This window comes from Desulfosarcina cetonica JCM 12296, assembly GCF_001311845.1.
Classification (GTDB): Bacteria; Desulfobacterota; Desulfobacteria; order Desulfobacterales; family Desulfosarcinaceae; genus Desulfosarcina; species Desulfosarcina cetonica.
The window spans coordinates 41,759-61,673 of the sequence record NZ_BBCC01000001.1; the positions used below are offsets into that span (position 1 = coordinate 41,759).

Consider the following 19,915-nt stretch of genomic DNA (forward strand, 5'->3'; position numbering starts at 1 on the left):
ATGCTGCATTTACCAGAAGGATGGCTGCCGGTGGATCAGGTGGTGGCCGGCCGGACCGTTTCCCAAATGGCCTTGGCCGGAATCAAGCCCGTGGCGGCAGCCGAAACGATGTTTCCCGCCACACCCGGACCGTCGCCGGCAACATACATGCCCCGAATCTGGGTCTCCAGCCGGGCGGTGGTTTCCACCTGGGTGGCGAAAAACTTGATTTCCGGGGCATAGAGCAGGGTTTCATCGTTGGAAACCCCGGGCACCACGCTGTTCAAACGCTCCAGCCCGTCGATGATATTGGTGAGAATCCGTTCCGGAAGTGCCATGGCGATGTCGCCGCAGACCACATTGGTCAGGGTGGGCTCGATATAGCCTTTGCGGATGCGGTTCCAGGTGCTGCGTCGCCCGCGCTTCAAATCCCCGAAACGTTGCAGGATGGGTTTTCCCCCGCCGATCAGGGTCGCCAGCCGCCCGATGGCCTCGCCGTAGGCCTGGTTATCGGTGACGGGTTCGGTCAGCACCACCTTGGAGAGAAAAGCGAAGTTGGTATTCATCGACTTGCGGTCATGATAAGCGTGGCCGTTGACACAGACGAAGTCGCTATAGCTCTCTAGGGACACAAATCCGCCTTGGTTGGTGCAGAAGGTGCGCGTCTGGTCGTCGTACTTGCCCGTTTGGACAAAAACGTGGGATCGTAAATCACATCACACAGATCCTGCATGATGTCATTGTGGACCTCCACCCGCACGCCCACTTCGATTCCGCGCTGGGTCAGGCCGATACCGCATTTCCGGGCCACGCGGGCCACCCAATCGGCGCCAATGCGACCCGGCGCCAAAATCACATGATCGCAGCGGTACTCGCCCCGGCTGGTCTGCACGCCAACGACGCGCGCCTGGTCCACAATCACATCCTTGACCTCCTCGGAGGTATGGATGACCACGCCGCGCGATCGGATGTAATCGCTCATGGCGGCAATATATCCGGGAAGGCGGTCGCTGCCGAGATGTTTCTGCTTGATCAGCAGCAGATCGATGCCGAACCGCTTGGCGTGCTTGCGGATCTCCCGGGCTCGGACCCTGTCGGTGGGATAAATCGGCCCGTCCATACCGAAACGGTTGAAGATGGCCTCGGTTTCGTCGATGAGGGCTTCAGCGGTAGAGATCGGCATGAACTGGGTGAGGTCGGTTTTACCCAACTTATGGATAAAATTGAGCTTGCCGTCGGAAAAAAGACCTGCGCCACCGATGCCGCAAAGGATATTGCAGGGCCGACATTGGGTGCAGAATTGCCGGTCGGCCACCGGACAGGCGCGTTTGAGCGGCCCCTTGCCCCGTTCCAGAAGCAGCACCTTGAGATCGGTGTGCTCCCCCAAGTAATAGGCCGCGAAAAGCCCGGCCGGTCCGCCGCCGACGATGATCACATCATAGGATCCGTTGGTTGGAGATGAAGTCGTCACAACAATCGCCTCGCTGTTGGCAAAGGAAAAAACAAGCTATCCATGAAAGACCCTATACGTCAGCAGCGTCTGGCAATCAAGCCGCCGGACGACCGAAGCGCCGGATCAGGCTCGAAACCCCATGGGCAAACCGCTCCGGCGGCAAGAGCAGGCTGAGGACGACAAATCCCTCCCGGTAAAAATCGTAGAAGAGCCCCGGATGGATCAAGGTCCCCGCCTTCTCGATCAGCGTCAGCGCCCGTGCATCGTCGCCGATGGCATCATCGATGGATAACACCGCATACCAGCCGCCTTCACGGGCCAGCCGACAAATATTGGCCGTACCGGTTAACCGGGCGTCCAGCCAGGCTTCGTTATCGGTAAGGCGCGCGTTGATCTGGTGCTGGATATCCTGTCGCCCGGCCAACAGTTGCGCCGTGCCGGTTTGCACCGGCGTGCCCACCGTCAGATAAAAATCCATCAACAATTCCAGCCGTTCCATAGCGGTAACGGTCTCACGCGGATCTCCGCCGGCCACGATCCAGCCCAGTTTCAGCTGAGGTAGCCCCAGCATCTTGGAAACACCGTTGAGAACAAAGGTCAGCGCCGACGTACGGTTCACCACGCTCTTTACAGCCGGATGCGACGGTCGGCGGGGAAAGTCGGCAAAGACCTCATCCACGATCAAGGCTAGCCCGTGCTTGCGACAAAGGGTGTCTAGGGCGGCCAGTTCCTCGGATTTGATATAATTGCCGGTGGGGTTGTTGGGGCTGACAACCACCACCGCCCGGGTCCGCGTCGTGACCAGCGCCGATACCACCTCCAGGTCCACCCTCCATCCTGACGCCTCGCTATAACGCAACGGATAGGCGTGGCAAATCAACCCCTCGAAGCCGGCCAGATGGGAAAGCAGCGGATAACCCGGCCGGGGAATCAGGATTTCATCTCCCGGGTCGGCCAGGAGTTTGAACAGCAACCCATAGGCCTCGCTGGTGCCCGCAGTCAGCAGGATGCGCTCCGCCGAAACCACCGCCCCCTGTTCCCGATAGTAGGCACAAACCGCATCCCGGGCCGCCGGCAGCCCCCTGGGCGCTGGATCATAGGTCATGGCGTCAGGCCGGGCGATGGCCGATAAAATGGCATCCTCCGGGTAGGCAAACCCGCATCGCGTCGGATTGGCGTCAACCAGGTTGACAATCGTCTTCCCCCGGACCATCTGATTGTCCGTCGCCTGGCTCAAGGGATGCGGTTGTGCATCCCAGTCAAATCGTCTCGAATACATTCCGGTCTATTTTCTCCGCTCCGGTTTCTCCGCCCTGGGAGATTCCTCCATGATATCTTTGACTTTTTGCGAAAGGGCCTGCAGATTGAAAGGTTTCTGGATGAATCCATTGCATCCGCGTTCCAGAATCTCGCTGGCTTGCCCGTTGAGGCTGTACCCGCTGGCCAGCAACACCTTGATGGTTGGATGGATTGTCCTCAGTTCATCGTAGGCCCGCCCCCCTCCCATGTCCGGCATGATCATATCCAGAATCACCAGATCGATCTTTTCGCCATACATGCGATAGGTGCTGATGGCAGCCCGCCCGCCATCGGCCGTGAGCACCTCGTATCCCAAAGCCTGCAGCATCTGCCTGCCCACATCCACGATCAGCGCATCGTCGTCCACCAACAGGATGGTGCCTTTGCCTTACGGGGAGGATGGGGGGGGTGGGTGATATCGACACGCTCTGTATGGAGCGCCTTGAGATAGACATGAAAAGTGGTTCCCTGACCGATCTGGCTCTGCACATCGATAAATCCACCATGGTTGCGAATGATCCCATAGGCCGATGCCAGTCCCAAGCCGGTTCCCCGTTTCATCGTTTTGGTGGTAAAAAATGGGTCAAATATCCGCGTCAGGGTGGTCTTTTCCATGCCGATGCCCGTATCGCTAATGGAAATTCGCACATAATTGTCGGGGTTGGCCTGGTGCAGTTCCACCTGCTGCCGGTCCAATGTCTCATTGGTCGTCGCAAGAGTGATCGTCCCCCCGTCGGGCATGGCCTGCCAGGCGTTGATGAGCAGGTTGAGCATCACCTGCTCGATCTGGCCCTGATCCACGTTCACCGCCCAGATGTCCGAGGAAAAATGGGTCAGAATGCGCACCTCCTGGCGAGTCCGCCCAAACATGTCGATACATTTGTCCACCAGTTCGTTGGGGTTCGTGGCCTTGACCTCGTATTTGCCCAGTCGGGCAAACCCCAGGAGTTGCTGCGTCAGCCGGGTACCGCTGTGGATACACTCCCGAATGGTTCCCAAACGGGCATTCTGTTCATGATTCGGCCCCAGATCCAGGGCCATCAGCTCCACATTCCCCTGGATGCCCATCAGCAGATTGTTGAAATCATGGGCGATGCCTCCGGCCAGGGTCCCGATGGCCTTCATTTTCTGGGCTTGCAGCAATTGGTCCTGGAGCTTGTCCTTTTCCCGGCTCATGCGTTCACGGTCTTTGATTTCCTGGCGCAACCGCGCATTGGCATGGAACAACTCAGACGTGCGCTCGGTAACCCGATCTTCCAATTGCTGATGGGAATGTCGCAATTCTGTCAGGGTTCCTTGCAGTTGACCGGCCATTTGGTTGAATACACTCGCGAGACGGCCGAATTCATCCTGTGATTGAATGGCGATGCGTGTATTGAGCTCACCGCGTCCAAATTTCTCGGCGCCGACCGTCAGTTGCCGCAAAGGCACCGCCAGCCAGCGCGTTAACAGCATGAGGACACCTGCCATGACCAAGAATCCGGCAATGCTGATCCCGAAAAGGTACGGGGTCATGCGGCGGGCCACGCCGTAAATTTCGTGTTCCGGATCACTGGCCAAGACATACCAGTCCCAAGGCGCGAAATAGGCCACCATGGCAAGGTTAGGGCCCTGATCCGTCTCATAGATCAGTTGACGACTTTTCGTTGCGAGCCTCTTGAACCACGTCTTTGCGCTGACATCTGTGCCCACCATGCCGGCTTGGGGATGAACGACGATTCGTCCGCTGGCGCTGATGGCAAAAATGCACCCCTTTTCGCCCACATCGATTCCCGCAATGATGGTACCGGCATCCAGCTGCGCCTTGGTAATACTGGCGGGAATGGTCTCCAAACGATACCGGCGCAACATCGTTTCCTGGCTGACAAGTACTTTCATGGCTTCGGAAAGACGTGCGTCCAGCCAACTTTTCGCCATTTCGGTCAGGGCGGCGCGAGAGAAGTGATAGGCCGTACCCACGGTTGCCAATACCAGACAAAAGGCCAGCGGCAGGGTCGTGACCAGAATTTTAGAATAGATCTTCATGTCATTGCGGGTTCCCGGTGGAAGACGGGGGTCGCGCGAAAGGCTTCGCGACCAAACGGGTCTGTTCGGTAAACTGCGGGTAAAGCGCCATGGTGGCGACCAATGGGTGACCGTAATCGACCCTTTCCCGCCGCGCATAACACTGTTTGGTGTACATGATGGGATAGGCCGCCATGTCATCCAAGATTCGGATCTGGGCCTGTTCCCAAAGGCTGATCTGCGTTTCCGGCAGAATTTCCACCCGCGCGGCCTCGATCAGCCGATCGATCTTGTCATAATGTGAAAAATTGGTATGCGGATGCCCGCCATTGATGCCCATGGCGGTGGAGTGAAAAAATTGATTCAGATAGGTATCCGCATTCGGCCGCCAGGCACATAAACAACCAAAGCCCGGGGCGCTTGACGGATCGTCCGGTGCATCTGAGCATGGGTTTGGATGTGAATCCGACAACGAATGCCGATCCGCGCCAACTGATCTCTTATGGATTCATAATAGGCCCGATAAAGCCGCTTTTCGCTGGTCACCAAATCGAGTAAAAAGCCATCCGCATATCCTGCCTCGGCTAACAACTGCCGGGAACGACTCAGATCGGTCGCATAATCCAGCCCCAGACAAACGCATTCCGCCGGGCTCAAACCGCCCGGTACCAGCGAGGTCGGTACCGGCGAGAAAGCCTTCCCCACCAGACGCGGACTTGTGCAACGGGAGAATTGATTCCGGTCCAGCGCGTAGGCAATCGCCTTGCGGACGCGCCGATCATCCATAGGGGGCATCCGGGTATTGAAATAGAGCGTGGCCACTTCACCGACCCCAAACGTGTCGACGACAATCCCCTTTAAAGCGTCCACGGACGCGATCCATCCTTTTTCACCGGAGCCCGCGATCACGTCCAGTTCTCCCCGCTTGAAGGCTGCTTCGCGCCGGTGGATATCCGGTAGGAAACGGATCGTTACGCCGTCAAGTTGCGGTCGTCCACGAAAATAACCGTCGTAGGCGGTCAGAACCAGCGCCGAACCGGGATCATAGCGCTGAAAAACAAACGGTCCCGTCCCCACAGGATGCTTTGCGAAGGCGTCGTGCCCCATGGCCTCGAAAGCCCTTTGACTGACAATGAAGCCGCCAGCATAATTGGTCAACTTGGGTAAAAAAAGAATCGGGGACAGGGGCGTGGACAGACGGATACGAACCGTATAGCGGTCCACAATGGCCACATCCAGGCCTTCATATTCGCTGGCGTAAGCGGAAAAAGCCGCATCGGCAGCCTTGCCCAGTGAAAAAACCACATCCTCGGCGGTCAATTCATAGGCGGCCGTTTGCGGACCGGGATGAAAAAAACCCCTTGGCGCAAGCGGATCGTCCATATTTGACGGCCATCGATCATCTCAAAGGTCGGGATGGCCTCCGCCAGATCGGGTTCGATGCGGGGTGCCTCTCCCGGCCGATAGCGCAAAATCCCATTGAATAGCATGTCCGCCACGGCACGATCCTGGCTGCCGGCAGCAAGATGCGGATCAAAGCTGCCCATGGTACTGACATGCAAACCGAAACGAAGCATCTGCGATGGGGCGGAAGAACCCGGGGAAGCCGCCCATACGACGTCATAGGCCGTAGCGACGCCTGTCAAAAAACCGTAAAGAACCAGCATGATCAGCATATGACGCATCGAAGCACCTGTTGCTGGGTTGGTTGGAACGGTAACGGGAGTTCAGGGATTTAACTGTTTCCGGGATCGATCCAGGCTTCTGTACTGAACGGCCTCGGTCACATGATGAACTTCTATATGGGCCATGGCCTCCAAATCGGCAATGGTCCGGGAAATTTTCAAAATCCGATTATACGCCCGGGCGGAAAGCCCCAAACGATCGATCGCCGAGGTCAACACGGCTTCGGCATCATCGCCGATACGGCAATGGCGACGAATGTGGCGGCTGGCCATCTGGGCGTTATTATGAACTTTCGTGCGTTCAAAACGTCGACTTTGGATGCTGCGCGCGGCCATTACCCGCTGCCGGATCGTCGCCGAGGATTCTTGATCGCCGCCGGCCATGAGATCCTTGCGGGACACGGCCGGCACCTCGACATGAATATCAATGCGATCCAAAAGGGGCCCTGAAATCTTTGCCCGATAACGCTGGATTTGATGGGGCGTACAGCGGCAGGCATGCCGGGGGTCGGAAAGATAACCGCACGGGCATGGATTCATGGCCGCGACCAGCATGAAACTTGCCGGATACGTCAGGGTTGATGCGGCCCGGGAGATGGTCACCTGCAAATCCTCCAGCGGCTGACGCAAGACTTCGAGAACGTTTTTCTTGTACTCGGGCAGCTCGTCCAGAAACAGGACGCCATTGTGGGCCAGACTGACCTCTCCCGGTCTGGGAAAATGCCCGCCACCGATGAGTCCGGCATCCGAAATGGTATGATGGGGAGAACGGAACGGACGATGGGTCACCAACGGCCGCGCTCGGTCCAGCATGCCGACGATGCTGAAAATCTTGGTGGTCTCGATGGCCTCGTCAAAGGACATGGGCGGCAGGATGGTCGCCAGTCGCCGGGCCAGCATGGTCTTGCCGGAACCTGGCGGCCCGACCATCAGGAGATTGTGGCCACCGGCGGCGGCGATCTCCAACGCCCGTTTGGCGTGCTCCTGGCCCATCACCTCGGCAAAATCGATGCCGGCGGGAATGGGCTGCGTGAACATGGCCTGGCAATCGACCCGCTCGGGTGCAATGGATACGAGTCCGCGTAGGAAATCAACCACCTGCCCCAATGTATGGACGCCGTAAACGTTCAGATCGGCCACCACCGCCGCTTCCCTGGCATTCTCGGCCGGCACGACAATTCCCCGATAACCGGCCTTGCGCGCGGCAATCGCCATGGGCAAAGATCCGTTAACCGCCTTGATGCGTCCGTCCAGAGAGAGCTCTCCGAGAAAAAGATAGCCGGCCAGTCCATTTCCGGGGATCAAACCGGTCGCCGAAAGAATCCCCAAGGCCATGGGCAAGTCAAAACCGGTGCCCTCCTTTTTAATGTTGGCCGGCGCCAAATTGACGGTAATCCGGTCCGCCGGAAAACGGTAGCCGGAGTTGGCGATGGCGGACTTGACCCGTTCACGGCTCTCTTTGACGGCCGTCTCGGGCAACCCCACGGTGGTGAAGGTGGGCAATCCCTGAGCGATATCGACCTCGACCTCCACCAAATAGGCATCGATGCCGATCACGGCACTGCTCAAGACTCTGGCCAGCAATCCCGACCTCCAAGGAAGACAATGATTTTATTCGTGCAAAACATACGAAGTAAATTCTATAGCAGGCCTTCCGATGGAGGACAATGTTTTTGTGCAATAACCTGATTAACGACGGCTGAATTGCTGTACAACAAAAGGTCAAGAGACTGTTGCCCGAGAAACTGTTTGAAAACTGCGGCTGTCAGCATAGGCCTTGTAGCCGAAATGCCATAATGTTATAGACCGGTTGTCATCTAAAGCGCGATGCGCCATCGATTTACTATTGACTATTCACACATTAACTATTTAAATATTAGCAAACTAGTTGCCAGTAAAAAGGGCGCCATGGCGAAAAGCAACTTTACAAATGACAGAAGCATCGATGAACGGGTGCTGATGGCCATTGTCAGGGTCGCTGAGCGGTTCAAAAAAGAGTCCGCAGCACTTTTTTAAGAATTTCAATCTCACTTTTCCGCAATACAACGTTCTCAGAGTGCTGGATGCGTCTGAAAATGGTCAGAACACGGTTCGTGACATCAACCGCATCATGCTGGTCTCCGGTGCCAACATGACGGGCATCACCAAACGGATGGAAAAGACGGGATTCATCATCCGGACCAACGACCCAAATGATGACCGTTTAAAACGGCTTGAAATTACGGAAAAGGGAAGGCGGGTGCTAAGCGACATCGCGGATTGGAACGATCGCCTGGTAAACGCATTTCTGGAAAACTATTCCACCCCAAAAAAATCGAACTCTTGACCATCCTGAATGATATTCTCAAAAAAGAAACCATCGTCAACGACACCGACAATTGACAGCAGCCGATAGCGGCGCTTTCATCCGCTAAACGAACCATAGGGTTTGATCATAAAAAAAGCCAGGAGCGACTTTCGTCCTGGCTTTTTCGATACTCGGCCGATCAAGCCCCCCATGTGCGGGGCGTTAGGCCTCGGTCAGCATGCCGATTATTGGCCCCTACCTATTTGGTAAAATTCGGCTTGCGTTTTTCCAGGAAGGCGAAAACCCTTCCCGGGGGGCGTCGATACAAGAGATATCCCCGCAACGTTCGTAGGTAATCTCCATGGCGGCCTTGAGGCTGTCGGCAGCGGCACCCTCGTTGACCACGCGGGCGACGATGCCCAGGGCTTCTTTGCTCAACGGCATGTTGCCGGCCTTGGGTTCGTCCGGAACCGTGAATTCGGGAATGCTCACGGCACCGGTGGCCGCCCGGGGAATCTGGCCGGATAGGCGATCGACCTCGGCCATGGCAGCCTGAATCAGTTCCGGAAAACTGCTGGCAACGGTTTGAACCATGCCGATTTCCACAGCTTCCTGGCAAGTGAGACGTTTGGCCTCGCCCACCATGCCGTGGAAGGTCTCCGCGGCCTGCGGCCACTTACGGTAGGGCATCACCGCCCCGCCCATGCCGGGCAGGATGCCCAGGGTAATCTCCGGCAATTGAAAAAAGGCCTTTTTATCCGCCACCCGGCTGTGGCAAGCGATGGCCACTTCCACGCCGCCCCCCATGGCCAAGCCGTTGACTGCCGCCACCACGGGTTTGTCCATCTGGTCGATGTATTCGATCAGCTTGCTGTTACGGCGGGAAAGGGCCGCACCAGCCGCATGGTCGCCCAAAGTGGCGATGAATCCGCCGATGTCGGCACCGGCACAAAAAGCCTTGGTGCCGTATCCGGTGATGATGAACCCCTTCACCGCTGAATCCGCCTCGCCCTTTTTCAGCTCGGCCAGAATTTCATCGCAGCTGTAAGCGCTCAAGGCATTGGCCGCCTGGGGCCGACGCATGGTGATAATGCGCACGCCATCGTTGTCATCCACCAGGATGTCGCGGGGGAAGTCGGTGTATTCGGCGATGGGCCGCGTGGGCGCCGGGAACCCGGGCCGCTCCTTGACAAAGGCGTCGGCAATCCGTTGGACCTCGGCCTCACCCAGGTCGGCCATCAATTCAAACACGCCTTTCTTGAAAGCCAGACCGATCATACTACCAAAGTTGAGATCCGAGCGTGTTCCTACGCCGCGATCGGCAATGTCGAAGCACTGGGAGAACACCAGCCCCAACAGCCGATCCTTGATCCAGCCGGCCACATCTTCCGGCACATCCACCTGGGTCCCCGGACGGTTGACCGTCCACTGGGCCACCGAATGTAACAGGTTCGACGGCTGGTAACAGGGATTTTCCCCCATGCGCCGGGTCTGGGATTCGTAGATCAGGGGATTGCCGCCGGTCAGGTTGAGCACGAAAAACGGTCCGGCAGCCACCAGGGATTCGGCCACACGGTCCACCTGTTTGGCGGTGGCGCGGTCCAGAAGAAAGACCGCCTCGCTGGTGTAGCTCTCGAAGATGCGGTTCAACAGAAAGGAGTAGACGTTGTCCGTCACCAAAGGCGCCTTGCCCGTGTTGGCGAAAAACCACAACAGATTGTTGATCAGTTCGTCCGAAGCGCCTTCCCAATTGATCACCTCCACGGGCAGACTGCGCCAGGCCGGGGCGAAAAAATGGGTGATCGTGCTGCGTTCCGGATGCTTCATTTCGGCAAAGATCTCATGGGCCGGAATACCGCTGGTGTTGGAGGTCAGGATCGCCTTCTCACTGGTGGCGGCCTCCAGATTAGCAAAAATCTTCTTCTTCAGCGCCAGGTTTTCCGTAGCCGCCTCGATGACCAGCCCGCAATTCTTCAACTGGCCGTAATCGGTGGTGTAGACGATGTTGGCGAGCACCTTCTCGGCCACCTCGGGCTTCATCTTCTTCTTTTGTACGGCCTTCTCGGCGTACCCCTTGAATCGGGCCTCGGCCTTTTTAAGCGGTTCCTCGACCACGTCGACCAGGTAGAGCTTCCTGTCGGGCAACCCCGTACGCAGGTAATAAGCGATATCCGGGCCGATATGGCCGGCACCCACCACCGCCATCTCATCGGGCAGGGCGACCGTCGGCTGGATGAGGTAAGGATTCTGAAAGGATGGATAGAGTTTCTTTTGGTTTGCCATGCTCACGTCTCCTAGGGTTACGGCCGATCAGTTGACCTTGACGATCAGGGAAGCGCCGCTGTCGCCGGCGGCACAACCGGACAGAAGGCCATAGCCACCGCCCAGAATAACCAATTCCTCGATCAGTTCAACAAACAGACGCATGGTCGTGGGCCCCTGGGGATGACCGAAAATCATGGAGCTACCGTAATTGTTGAAGATCTTCTCGTCGACCCCCATGATCTTCTGCATGGTCAGGTCATTGACCGTGAAGGGGTTGTGGGTTTTCACCGCTGCCAGATCGGCAACGCTCAGCCCGGCGTTTTTCAGCGAATTCTGGGCGGCAAACGTGGCCGCTTCAGGCATATGGGCCTTGTCGGCCCGGGCCGCGCCATAGGCGATCAGCTGAATGGTTATGTTCTTGTCGGCGGAAAGTTCGTCGGCCTTGGCCTTCGTTGTCACGATCATGCCGGCGTTACCGTCGGCCGGATGGGTCTGGGCGCCGAAGGTGATCACGCAACCGGGTTTGGTCTTCAATCTGGCCATCCCCTCCTCGGTGCAGGGGGTAATGCCTTCGTCCTCGGCAAAAACGACGGTTTTCTTCCTGGATACCTGAACTTCCAAGGGCAGCATGTAGCGTTTCTGGAACTCGCGGTCATTTTTCAACGCATCGGTATATTTGTTATAACGCGCGATGGCCATGGCATCGGACTGCTCACGGGTGAACCCATGCTTTTTAGCCACGTTCTCGGCCGTGCCGGTGGGGCTGGTCTCGGCCATGGGGTCCATGGCGAAACCGTCCATCACCCAGCTTTCGAAGGTCGGCTGGCCGCCGGGACCGGTGGGGTTCGGCCAGAGGATATTGGGGCCGTTGGACATGCGATCTGTCGTGGCCACAAGCATCGTCTGATTGTTGCCGTTCTCGATGCAATTGGCCGCATAATTCAGCGATACGGTAGAAGTGGCGCAAGCCTGGGCCATCAAGGGTCCGCTGATCTTCGGGTTCCCCATCAGCGAAGCGTAGTAGGGAGACGCATAAAACCAGCTTTTCTGGGGGATGGTGGTACCGAACACAATGCCGTCGAACAAATCCGGCGTATACCCCCGGAGGGTAAAAAATTGCCGCGTGGCCGCAGCCGCCAGATGCACCGAGTCCTGGTTTGCCAGCATTCCCTGCCAGCGGCTGAACGGTGAACTCCAGTAGCCTTTATAAGGAACAAACGCCTTGCTGAACATATCTCCTCCTTAAATAATTTAGGTGTCAAAGGGTTCATTGTGCTGCCCATACAGATAAAACAATCCCACACGATCATGCGATACAACGGTGGATCTTCGTTAGGGTACAAAACAAAATGGCAGGATATCGATTTTCCATAAATATAGAATTTAGCGGGCCTTAATTCATATGTCAACTATTAAGATATTAACTATTAGCACGGCCACGGGAACGCATCATCGGTTTGATCTTGCGGAACCGACTGCATTTAAATGTTGTCAAAAAGTAAAGCGATGATTAGAATTGCCCAATTTTGTCGATGGCGCTGGTTCCTGGGAGAGGCTTTCAGCGTGCATCGGCAACTCGGACAAACGAACCCAAATAGAGACACGGATACAACAGCCCGCAAGCGCTCGCCACGATATCGGCTCGGCGCATGACAGGATAAAATCGGCGCATGAACAAGCATCAGCAAACCCTTGCTCGGGTGGTGAGTAGTTCTGGAATTGGCGTTCATTCAGGGAAAACGGTTACCCTGACGATCAACCCCGCGCCCCCCAACCATGGTATTCGCTTCGTGCGTACCGACCTGCCGGGCCGTCCCGGTGTGACGGCGCATTTCAACAATGTGGTCGACACCAGTTTGGCAACGGTCATCGGCGCCGAGGGATGCATCGTATCGACGATTGAACATCTGATGGCCGGGTTCAGCGGTATGTCCATCGACAATGCCATTGTCGAGGTCGATGCCTATGAACTGCCGATCATGGATGGCAGTGCCCAGCCGTTTACCGAACTGATTCAATCGGCAGGCATCCAGCACCAAGACGGCAATAAGTGCTACTTCAAGGTCACCGCGCCCATCACCCTGGCCGAGAACGGAAAATCCGTTACCATCTATCCTGCGGATGTCTTCAGAATCACCTGCACCATCGTTTATGATCATCCGTTGATCGGCACCCAAACCTGCGATTTTGTGGTCACCCCGGAAGTCTTCCGGAAAGAGATCTCTTCGGCAAGGACCTTCGGTTTTCTGCATGAAGTGGAAATGATGAAACGGTTTGGCCTGGGTCGCGGCGGATCCCTGGACAATGCCGTGGTCATTGATGGCGACCACGTCCTCAATGACGGCGGTTTGCGCTTTGTCGATGAATTTGTCCGCCACAAGGCACTGGACTGCATCGGCGATTTTTCCCTGATCGGCATGCCCATCATCGGCCATGTGGTAACCGAGCGTTCCGGGCATGCCTTCAATCACGCCTTCCTGGAAAAGTTCTTCAGTCAAAAAGAATCTTGGGAAACGTTTACCCTGGCCTGTGACGCGGTATCGGCAAACGGTTCGTAATCAAAACACCTTGCCATTTTCAACCAACTCCGCTATGTTCGGTTTTCGTATTGTTTTCTTCTATTTAGTCAACTCAAACGATCAGTGACGGGGCCATGAACCGATCCGGACGGTGGATTGCCGGTTTTTTATAGCGGCCATGCTTGTATTCGCCGCCCGGGTCCCGGCCATGGCCAAACAAGCCACACTCACCAACATCATCGTAACCAATACCCGGGACGACCTGTTAATCTACCTGTCGGTGGAAGGGGCCTTCACCCCCAAAATGGAAGCGGCCGTCAACAACGGCATCCCGGCCACGTTTTCTTTTTTTATCAAGCTTTATCGAACCCGTGGCATGTGGTTCGATAAAGAGCTGGTGGATCTGTCCCTGACCCACACCATCAAGTACAACAGCCTGAAGAAAGAGTATGCCATATCGCGGTCATGGGACCCCAACAGCCCCGTGGTCGTTCACTCCTTCGATATGGCGAAAAAACTCATGACCGAGATCGACAGTCTCAACGTGATTCGGCTGGAACAACTGACCAAGGACAGCCATTACCAAATACAGGCAAAAGCGAAACTCAGTCGGGTAACCTTGCCCTACTATCTGCATTACGTTCTCTTCTTTCTATCCCTCTGGGATTTTGAAACCGACTGGTATACCATCGATTTTATCTACTAACGGTCGCACCTGCTAAAATGAACTACGGCAACGGCAACCCGCCCCATCGACCACGTCTCTCCCCGGAGGAACGCAGACGTCGCAAGCGCGAGTTGGTGATCGGCATCGTCGTCATTATCATGGTGACCCTGCTCACCCTGGCGGAAAACCGCATCGTCACTTTCGGCACGGACATTCCCGTCTCCAATACCATATTGATGTTCATCCTGATCAACATCAATCTGTTGCTCCTGATCCTGCTGATCTTTCTGGTTTTCCGCAATCTGGTAAAACTGCTCTATGCCCGGCGCCGCAAAGCGATGGGATCCCGGCTGCGTACCCGACTGGTCATGGCTTTCGTGGCGCTGTCACTGCTGCCCACCACCATCTTATTTTTTTTCGCCATCAATTTCATCACCAACAGTATTGAATTCTGGTTCAACGTACCCGTCGAACAGGCATTGAAAAAGTCTCTCCTGGTGGGGCAAAAGTTCTACCGTGAAAACGAGGTACGCCATCGGTTCTTCCTCGAACGCATCGCTTATCAGATCCAGCGCAAAGATATGATCGCGCCGGACAAGACCAAGGAACTCAACCATTATCTTCAGATCGTCCAGCGCGAGTTTGATATCGATGTGGTGGAAGTATACTCCGCCAACTATAACCGTCTCACCTACGCGCTGGGGAAAAACCTGGAGGCGATGGACGTCAAGCCGCCTCACCGGGCACATTTACCACCGATATCGGCACGCGAGGCATTCGCACCCAGACCGTAACCCTGGGTGAGGGGGAATTGCTGCGAACCATCAGCACCCTACCCTTTGGTGCCGCGTCCAATGAAGCCATCGCCTACCTTGCCCTGGGGAATCTGATTCCTCGCGATCTGGCCGAAAACCTGGAGTCCATCTCCCGCGGAATAGACGAATACCAGCAGATCAAATTGCTCAAAAAGCCGATCCAGGTCACCTACTACATTACCCTTTCCATCGTGGCCCTTTTGGTGCTTTTCTGTGCGGTATGGTTCGGTTTTTACCTGGCCAAGACCATCACCATCCCCATCATGGATCTGGCCGACGGAACCCGACGCGTGGCCGACGGGGATCTGACGGTCACCATTGACAGCATGGCCGCCGATGACGAAATCGGCAGCCTTATCGAAGCCTTCAACAAAATGACGCGCGATCTGCGTTCCAACCGCCAGCAATTGGAATTGTCGGCCCGCAAACTGACCGAACAGAACCAGGAGATCGAATCCCGGCGGCAGTATATGGAAATCGTTCTGCAAAATGTTTCCGCTGGCGTCATCACGACCGATGCCAACGGGATGATCACCACCTTCAACAAATCAGCGGAACACATGCTGGACATCGATGCCGGTCAAATCCTTGAAAAACATTACAGTGAATTGCTCGTCACCAAACACCTTCAGTTCGCCGATGACGTGATGGAAGAGGTCTTGGGCGTGGGCGAACAAACCCTGGAAATCCCCATGCGGGTCGTGGTCAGCGGGCAGCCGCGGACCTTCTTGGTCTATGTCACGGCGCTTCGGGACGAGCAGAGCAACCCCATCGGGTTCGTCATGGTTTTCGACGACCTGACCGAACTCGAAAAAGCCCAGCGCATGGCGGCCTGGCGGGAAGTGGCCCGACGCATCGCCCATGAGGTCAAGAATCCCCTCACCCCCATCAGCCTGTCGGCCCAACGCTTGAAAAGGCGCTACTCCGGCCGCATCAACGAGCCTGTTTTCGACGAATGCACCCAGATGATCATCGATCACGTGGACCTGATCCGCAACCTGGTCAACGAATTTTCAACTTTCGCCCGCTTTCCCACGGCGGATCCAAAACCGGGTCACCTGCCACCCATCATCGAGGAAACCGTCGCACTCTACCGTGAAGGGCATCCGGAAATTACCTTCGGCGTCCAGATGGAGGAAGGCATTCCCATCTTGAACCTGGATCGTCAACAATTCAAACAGGCCATGATCAATCTGGTGGACAATGCGGTTGCGGCCGTTCGCAACCAGGGCCACATTACCATTTCGGCCATCTTTGATCCCATTCTGAAACGCGTTCGCATCGAAGTCGCCGACGACGGCACCGGCATTTCCGATGCCGACAAAATTCGCCTCTTCGAACCCAACTTCTCGACGAAAAAATCCGGTATGGGATTGGGATTGACCATCGTCAACTCCATTGTCAGCGACCACAATGGTATGATACGGGTGCAGGACAATCTGCCCAAAGGCGCCAAGTTTGTCATCGAATTGCCTGTCTAGGCGTTTTTGCCCCAACCTTCACAAAGGCCCATGGCGCAGGCTGGAAAAAGGAGCGTGACGCATGTTTCCATCGATCCTGGTTGTCGATGACGAACCGTCCATCGTACAATCCCTGAGCGGCCTCTTATCCGATGAAGGCTTTGATGTCATCACCGCTAGCAACGGCTACGAAGCCTTGAAAACCATCGACGCCGAATTGCCCGACCTGGTTCTGCTGGATATCTGGATGCCGGGCATCGATGGCATCGAAACCTTGAAAGAGATCAAGAAAAACCACTCGGCGCTGCCGGTCATCATCATTACCGGCCATGGCAATGTCGAAACCGCCGTAAAGGCCACCAAGCTGGGCGCTTATGACCTGATCGAAAAACCGCTCAACATCGACAAAGTCATCGTGGCCATCAACAACGCGCTCAACTTCCGTCGCCTGGAGGAAGAGAACCGATACCTGCGCAAAAAGACCATTGAACGGCATTCCATCAGCGGCAACAGCCCGCCCGTCCAGGTGTTGAAGCAACAGATCGCCACTGTGGCGCCCACCGGGTCGTGGGTGTTGATCAAGGGTGAAAACGGTACCGGCAAGGAGCTGGTGGCCAGAACCATTCACCAGCTCAGCCCCCGGGCCGATGCCCCCATGATTGATGTCAACTGCGCCGCCATTCCCGAAAGTCTTATTGAAAGTGAGCTCTTCGGCCATGAAAAAGGTGTTGTCCCCGGATCGAACAGCAGAAAGCGAGGAAAATTCGAGCTGGCCAATGGCGGAACCATCTTCCTTGACGAAATCGGCGACATGAGCCTGAACACCCAAGCCAAGATTCTGCGCGTGCTGGACGAAAAAAAATTCCAGCGCGTGGGTGGCGGGCGGGACCTGACCATGGATGTGCGGATTATTGCCGCCACAAACAAGGACCTGGAAACGGAAATGGCCAACGGGCGGTTCCGAGATGACCTTTACTACCGGCTCAACGTGGTTCCCATCGAGGTCGCGCCCCTGCGCGAGCGCAAGGACGATATTCCCGTGCTGGCTGAAATTTTCCTTGCCGAGGCGGCCACCAGCAATCGTGAAAAACGCAAGACCTTGGCCGCCGAGACCTTGCCCGTGCTGACCCAATATAATTGGCCGGGCAATGTGCGCGAATTGAAAAACCTCATCGAGCGGCTGGTGATCATGGTCCAGGGGGACGTTATCCAATGCAACCACCTGCCCCCCACCTCTTCGATCCGAAGACCGGCCCCCATGAGCTCTTTTCCATCGATCATCTGGACGCGGCACGCCGGGCTTTCGAAAGGGAATATGTGAACAAGAAGCTGGCCGCCAACGATAACGATGTCGCCAAAACGGCGAAAGCCATCGGCGTGAAGACCGCATATATCAAATCGCTCCTGGCGGAGCGCAAGGGATGAGGGTGATCAGCGGTCGGCTGAAGGGACGGCGGCTGGTGGCGCCGGCGGGAATGAACACCCGCCCCACGGCCGACCGAATAAAAGAATCGGTGTTCAACATCCTCGGCCCCACCATTCAGGCCCAAAAGGTGCTCGACCTGTTTGCCGGTACCGGCGCTGGGAATCGAAGCCTTGAGCCGGGGCGCGTTGACGGCGGTCTTCATTGATCAGGCAAAACCAGCACTCGCGACAATCCGGCGCAATCTGAGGGATCTCCAGTTGGAAGCCCGCACCCGGGTCATTCAATGGGATATCCGCAAAAACCTCAATTGCCTGAGGACCGAACCTCAGCCGTTTGACCTGATCTTCATGGACCCGCCCTATGAAACCGATGCCGTCTTGCCGACACTGACGGCGCTGACCATAAGTGGCATGCTGGCCGATACGGCCCGGATCGTCGTCGAACACAGCCGCCGGGAAACCATCCTCCCGGTTCCCGCCGGGTTGGTCCTGGTTAGCCAGCGACAATTTGGGAAAACCCTTGTTTCCTTTCTGAATGCCGTGTTATAGACCGTTTCCAAATCATTATGCGCCCATTTTCATTTGCTGAGACGAACCGCTGGAGAAATCATGCAACGCATTGCTATCTATCCCGGCTCATTCGATCCTGTCACCAACGGCCATCTCGACATCGCCAAACGTGGGCTGAAACTGTTCGACCGCATCATCGTCGCCATCTTGCACAACCCGGGCAAGAAGTCGCTCTTCACCGTTGAGGAACGGTTGGAAATGCTCGCCGAATCGATGATGGGAATCGATAATGTCGAGTTTGACACGTTTGACGGCCTGTTGGTGGATTATGCCCACCGGTGTAAAGCCAGCGCGATTCTGCGAGGCATGCGGGCCGTTTCCGACTTCGAATATGAATTTCAGCTGGCGTTGATGAACAGAAAGCTCAACCGGGAAGTGGAGACGGTTTTTCTCATGACCGGTTTGCGCTGGATTTTTACCAGTTCATCGATCATCAAGGAAGCGGCCCGCTTCGGCGGTGATATATCCGACATGGTACCGCCTGGGGTCAACCGGCGGATCCAGGCCAAATTCGGGTTCTGATCCATGGATATCTGGCAGTTGCACATTTTCTGCAAGGTCGTGGACCTGAAAAGCTTTTCACGGGCCGGACGCGCCGTGCACCTCTCCCAACCGACGGTCTCCAGCCACATCAAGGATCTTGAAGACCATTTCGATTGTCGGTTGATTGACCGCTTGGCCAAGGAAGCCCTGCCCACCAAAGCTGGCCGTCTGCTTTACCGCTATGCCAAACGGATCCTGGCCCTGCGTGACGAAACCGAAAGTGCCATGGCCGAGTTCAAGGGCAAGGTCAAAGGCAGCCTCGACCTGGGCGGCAGCACCATCCCCGGCGCCTTTGTTCTGCCGGCGATCATCGGTGCATTCACGACCCGTTTTCCGGAAGTCAACGTCAGCCTGACCATCGCCGACACGCGCCAGATCATCGAAGCGATCCTTGACGGGGACCTCGAACTGGGCGTTGTCGGGGCCATCGCCGATATGACCGCCATCGCCCAAACCCAATTGGTGGAAGACGAAATGTGTCTGGTGGTTCCGGCCAGCCACCCGTGGTCCGGCAGGGAACGGGTCACCCCTCAAGAGCTGTTCAGCGAGGCGTTTATCATTCGTGAAAAGGGATCGGGAACCCTGAAGTCGATTCAGGCCAGTTTTTTGGAAGCCGGGCTGAATTTTGCCGAGCTCAAGGTGGTGGCCCGCATCGGCAGCACCGAAGCGATCCGCCAGGGCATCCGCAACGGCATGGGTGTATCGATTCTGTCCGCCATTGCCGTTTCCGACGATGTGGCCGCGGGCCGCCTGCATACCCTGTCCATCGAGGGGCTGAACCTCAAACGCGCCTTTTATCTCACCCATCACCAGCATCGGAGCCTCTCCCCGCTGAGTCGTATCTTCATCGACTTCATCAACAGCCAGCCGATTTCACCACCCCATCGCAGCTGAACGGCCACTTAAACGTGCCAATTGCGCACCAAAATGATGGCAACCAGAAA

The 19,915-nt window shown here is 56.4% G+C and carries 19 protein-coding genes and 1 pseudogene; 9 read left to right on the forward strand and 11 right to left on the reverse strand.

Annotated features, from left to right (window positions below; genetic code table 11):
• Window positions 1-35 precede the first annotated feature (35 nt).
• From JCM12296_RS43060 to JCM12296_RS00250, 9 genes are all read right to left on the reverse strand, one after another.
• Window positions 36-611, reverse strand: a complete 576-nt coding sequence (locus tag JCM12296_RS43060; RefSeq protein WP_246803868.1) for an FAD-dependent protein — start codon at window positions 609-611, stop codon at window positions 36-38.
• On the reverse strand, window positions 602-1,450 hold the full coding sequence (locus JCM12296_RS43065) for an NAD(P)-binding protein (RefSeq protein WP_246803869.1): 849 nt from the start codon (window positions 1,448-1,450) through the stop codon (window positions 602-604). The genes JCM12296_RS43060 and JCM12296_RS43065 overlap by 10 nt, the downstream gene beginning before the upstream one ends.
• A gap of 76 nt (window positions 1,451-1,526) precedes the next feature.
• The gene (locus JCM12296_RS00220; RefSeq protein WP_054688680.1) at window positions 1,527-2,711 is read right to left on the reverse strand and encodes a pyridoxal phosphate-dependent aminotransferase; all 1,185 of its coding nucleotides are present in this window, start codon (window positions 2,709-2,711) and stop codon (window positions 1,527-1,529) included.
• A gap of 6 nt (window positions 2,712-2,717) precedes the next feature.
• Window positions 2,718-3,098: a response regulator gene (locus JCM12296_RS00225; RefSeq protein ID WP_246803880.1), complete on the reverse strand. Its 381-nt coding sequence runs from the start codon at window positions 3,096-3,098 to the stop codon at window positions 2,718-2,720.
• Window positions 3,080-4,756: a HAMP domain-containing histidine kinase gene (locus tag JCM12296_RS00230; RefSeq protein WP_054688685.1), complete on the reverse strand. Its 1,677-nt coding sequence runs from the start codon at window positions 4,754-4,756 to the stop codon at window positions 3,080-3,082. The genes JCM12296_RS00225 and JCM12296_RS00230 overlap by 19 nt, the downstream gene beginning before the upstream one ends.
• A gap of 1 nt (window position 4,757) precedes the next feature.
• Entirely contained in the window at window positions 4,758-5,075 is a 318-nt protein-coding gene (locus tag JCM12296_RS39545) for a hypothetical protein (protein ID WP_054688687.1), read from the reverse strand.
• Window positions 5,076-5,098: 23 nt separating this feature from the next.
• Window positions 5,099-6,118 carry an ABC transporter substrate-binding protein gene (locus tag JCM12296_RS00240; RefSeq protein ID WP_083455660.1) on the reverse strand — a complete coding sequence of 340 codons (1,020 nt, stop codon included), beginning with the start codon at window positions 6,116-6,118 and terminating at the stop codon, window positions 5,099-5,101.
• Window positions 6,052-6,420 (reverse strand): hypothetical protein, encoded by a 369-nt coding sequence (locus tag JCM12296_RS00245; RefSeq protein ID WP_054688691.1) that lies wholly within the window; start codon window positions 6,418-6,420, stop codon window positions 6,052-6,054. The genes JCM12296_RS00240 and JCM12296_RS00245 overlap by 67 nt, the downstream gene beginning before the upstream one ends.
• Before the next feature lie 42 nt (window positions 6,421-6,462).
• On the reverse strand, window positions 6,463-8,004 hold the full coding sequence (locus JCM12296_RS00250; RefSeq protein WP_054688693.1) for a YifB family Mg chelatase-like AAA ATPase: 1,542 nt from the start codon (window positions 8,002-8,004) through the stop codon (window positions 6,463-6,465).
• A gap of 382 nt (window positions 8,005-8,386) precedes the next feature.
• Between JCM12296_RS00250 and JCM12296_RS00260 the strand changes: the two genes are divergently transcribed.
• On the forward strand, window positions 8,387-8,746 hold the full coding sequence (locus JCM12296_RS00260) for a MarR family winged helix-turn-helix transcriptional regulator (RefSeq protein ID WP_083455661.1): 360 nt from the start codon (window positions 8,387-8,389) through the stop codon (window positions 8,744-8,746).
• A 216-nt stretch (window positions 8,747-8,962) separates the two neighbouring features.
• Here the strand turns inward: JCM12296_RS00260 and JCM12296_RS00265 are convergent, their stop codons facing one another.
• On the reverse strand, window positions 8,963-10,990 hold the full coding sequence (locus JCM12296_RS00265) for a 3-hydroxyacyl-CoA dehydrogenase/enoyl-CoA hydratase family protein (protein ID WP_054688699.1): 2,028 nt from the start codon (window positions 10,988-10,990) through the stop codon (window positions 8,963-8,965).
• A gap of 27 nt (window positions 10,991-11,017) precedes the next feature.
• Window positions 11,018-12,205, reverse strand: coding sequence for a thiolase family protein (locus JCM12296_RS00270; protein WP_054688700.1), 1,188 nt, complete (start codon window positions 12,203-12,205; stop codon window positions 11,018-11,020).
• Window positions 12,206-12,642: 437 nt separating this feature from the next.
• Here JCM12296_RS00270 and lpxC point away from each other — a divergent pair, with 437 nt between their 5' ends.
• From lpxC to JCM12296_RS00310, 8 genes and pseudogenes are all read left to right on the forward strand, one after another.
• Window positions 12,643-13,530: a UDP-3-O-acyl-N-acetylglucosamine deacetylase gene (gene lpxC, locus JCM12296_RS00275; protein WP_054688701.1), complete on the forward strand. Its 888-nt coding sequence runs from the start codon at window positions 12,643-12,645 to the stop codon at window positions 13,528-13,530.
• 139 nt (window positions 13,531-13,669) lie between these two features.
• Window positions 13,670-14,197 carry a DUF4390 domain-containing protein gene (locus JCM12296_RS00280; protein WP_083455667.1) on the forward strand — a complete coding sequence of 176 codons (528 nt, stop codon included), beginning with the start codon at window positions 13,670-13,672 and terminating at the stop codon, window positions 14,195-14,197.
• Window positions 14,198-14,214: 17 nt separating this feature from the next.
• On the forward strand, window positions 14,215-14,952 hold the full coding sequence (locus JCM12296_RS43070; protein ID WP_246803870.1) for a hypothetical protein: 738 nt from the start codon (window positions 14,215-14,217) through the stop codon (window positions 14,950-14,952).
• A 17-nt stretch (window positions 14,953-14,969) separates the two neighbouring features.
• A complete protein-coding gene (locus JCM12296_RS00285) occupies window positions 14,970-16,454 on the forward strand; it encodes a sensor histidine kinase (protein ID WP_246803871.1) in 1,485 nt (494 codons plus the stop codon).
• Window positions 16,455-16,515: 61 nt separating this feature from the next.
• Window positions 16,516-17,754, forward strand: coding sequence for a sigma-54-dependent transcriptional regulator (locus tag JCM12296_RS00290; RefSeq protein ID WP_246803872.1), 1,239 nt, complete (start codon window positions 16,516-16,518; stop codon window positions 17,752-17,754).
• A 154-nt stretch (window positions 17,755-17,908) separates the two neighbouring features.
• A pseudogene (gene rsmD / locus JCM12296_RS35590) lies at window positions 17,909-18,407 on the forward strand (16S rRNA (guanine(966)-N(2))-methyltransferase RsmD).
• 60 nt (window positions 18,408-18,467) lie between these two features.
• Complete coding sequence (gene coaD, locus JCM12296_RS00305; protein WP_054688710.1) at window positions 18,468-18,950, forward strand: pantetheine-phosphate adenylyltransferase; 483 nt, start codon at window positions 18,468-18,470, stop codon at window positions 18,948-18,950.
• Between the two features lie 3 nt (window positions 18,951-18,953).
• On the forward strand, window positions 18,954-19,865 hold the full coding sequence (locus JCM12296_RS00310) for a selenium metabolism-associated LysR family transcriptional regulator (protein WP_054688711.1): 912 nt from the start codon (window positions 18,954-18,956) through the stop codon (window positions 19,863-19,865).
• Window positions 19,866-19,915: the final 50 nt, after the last annotated feature.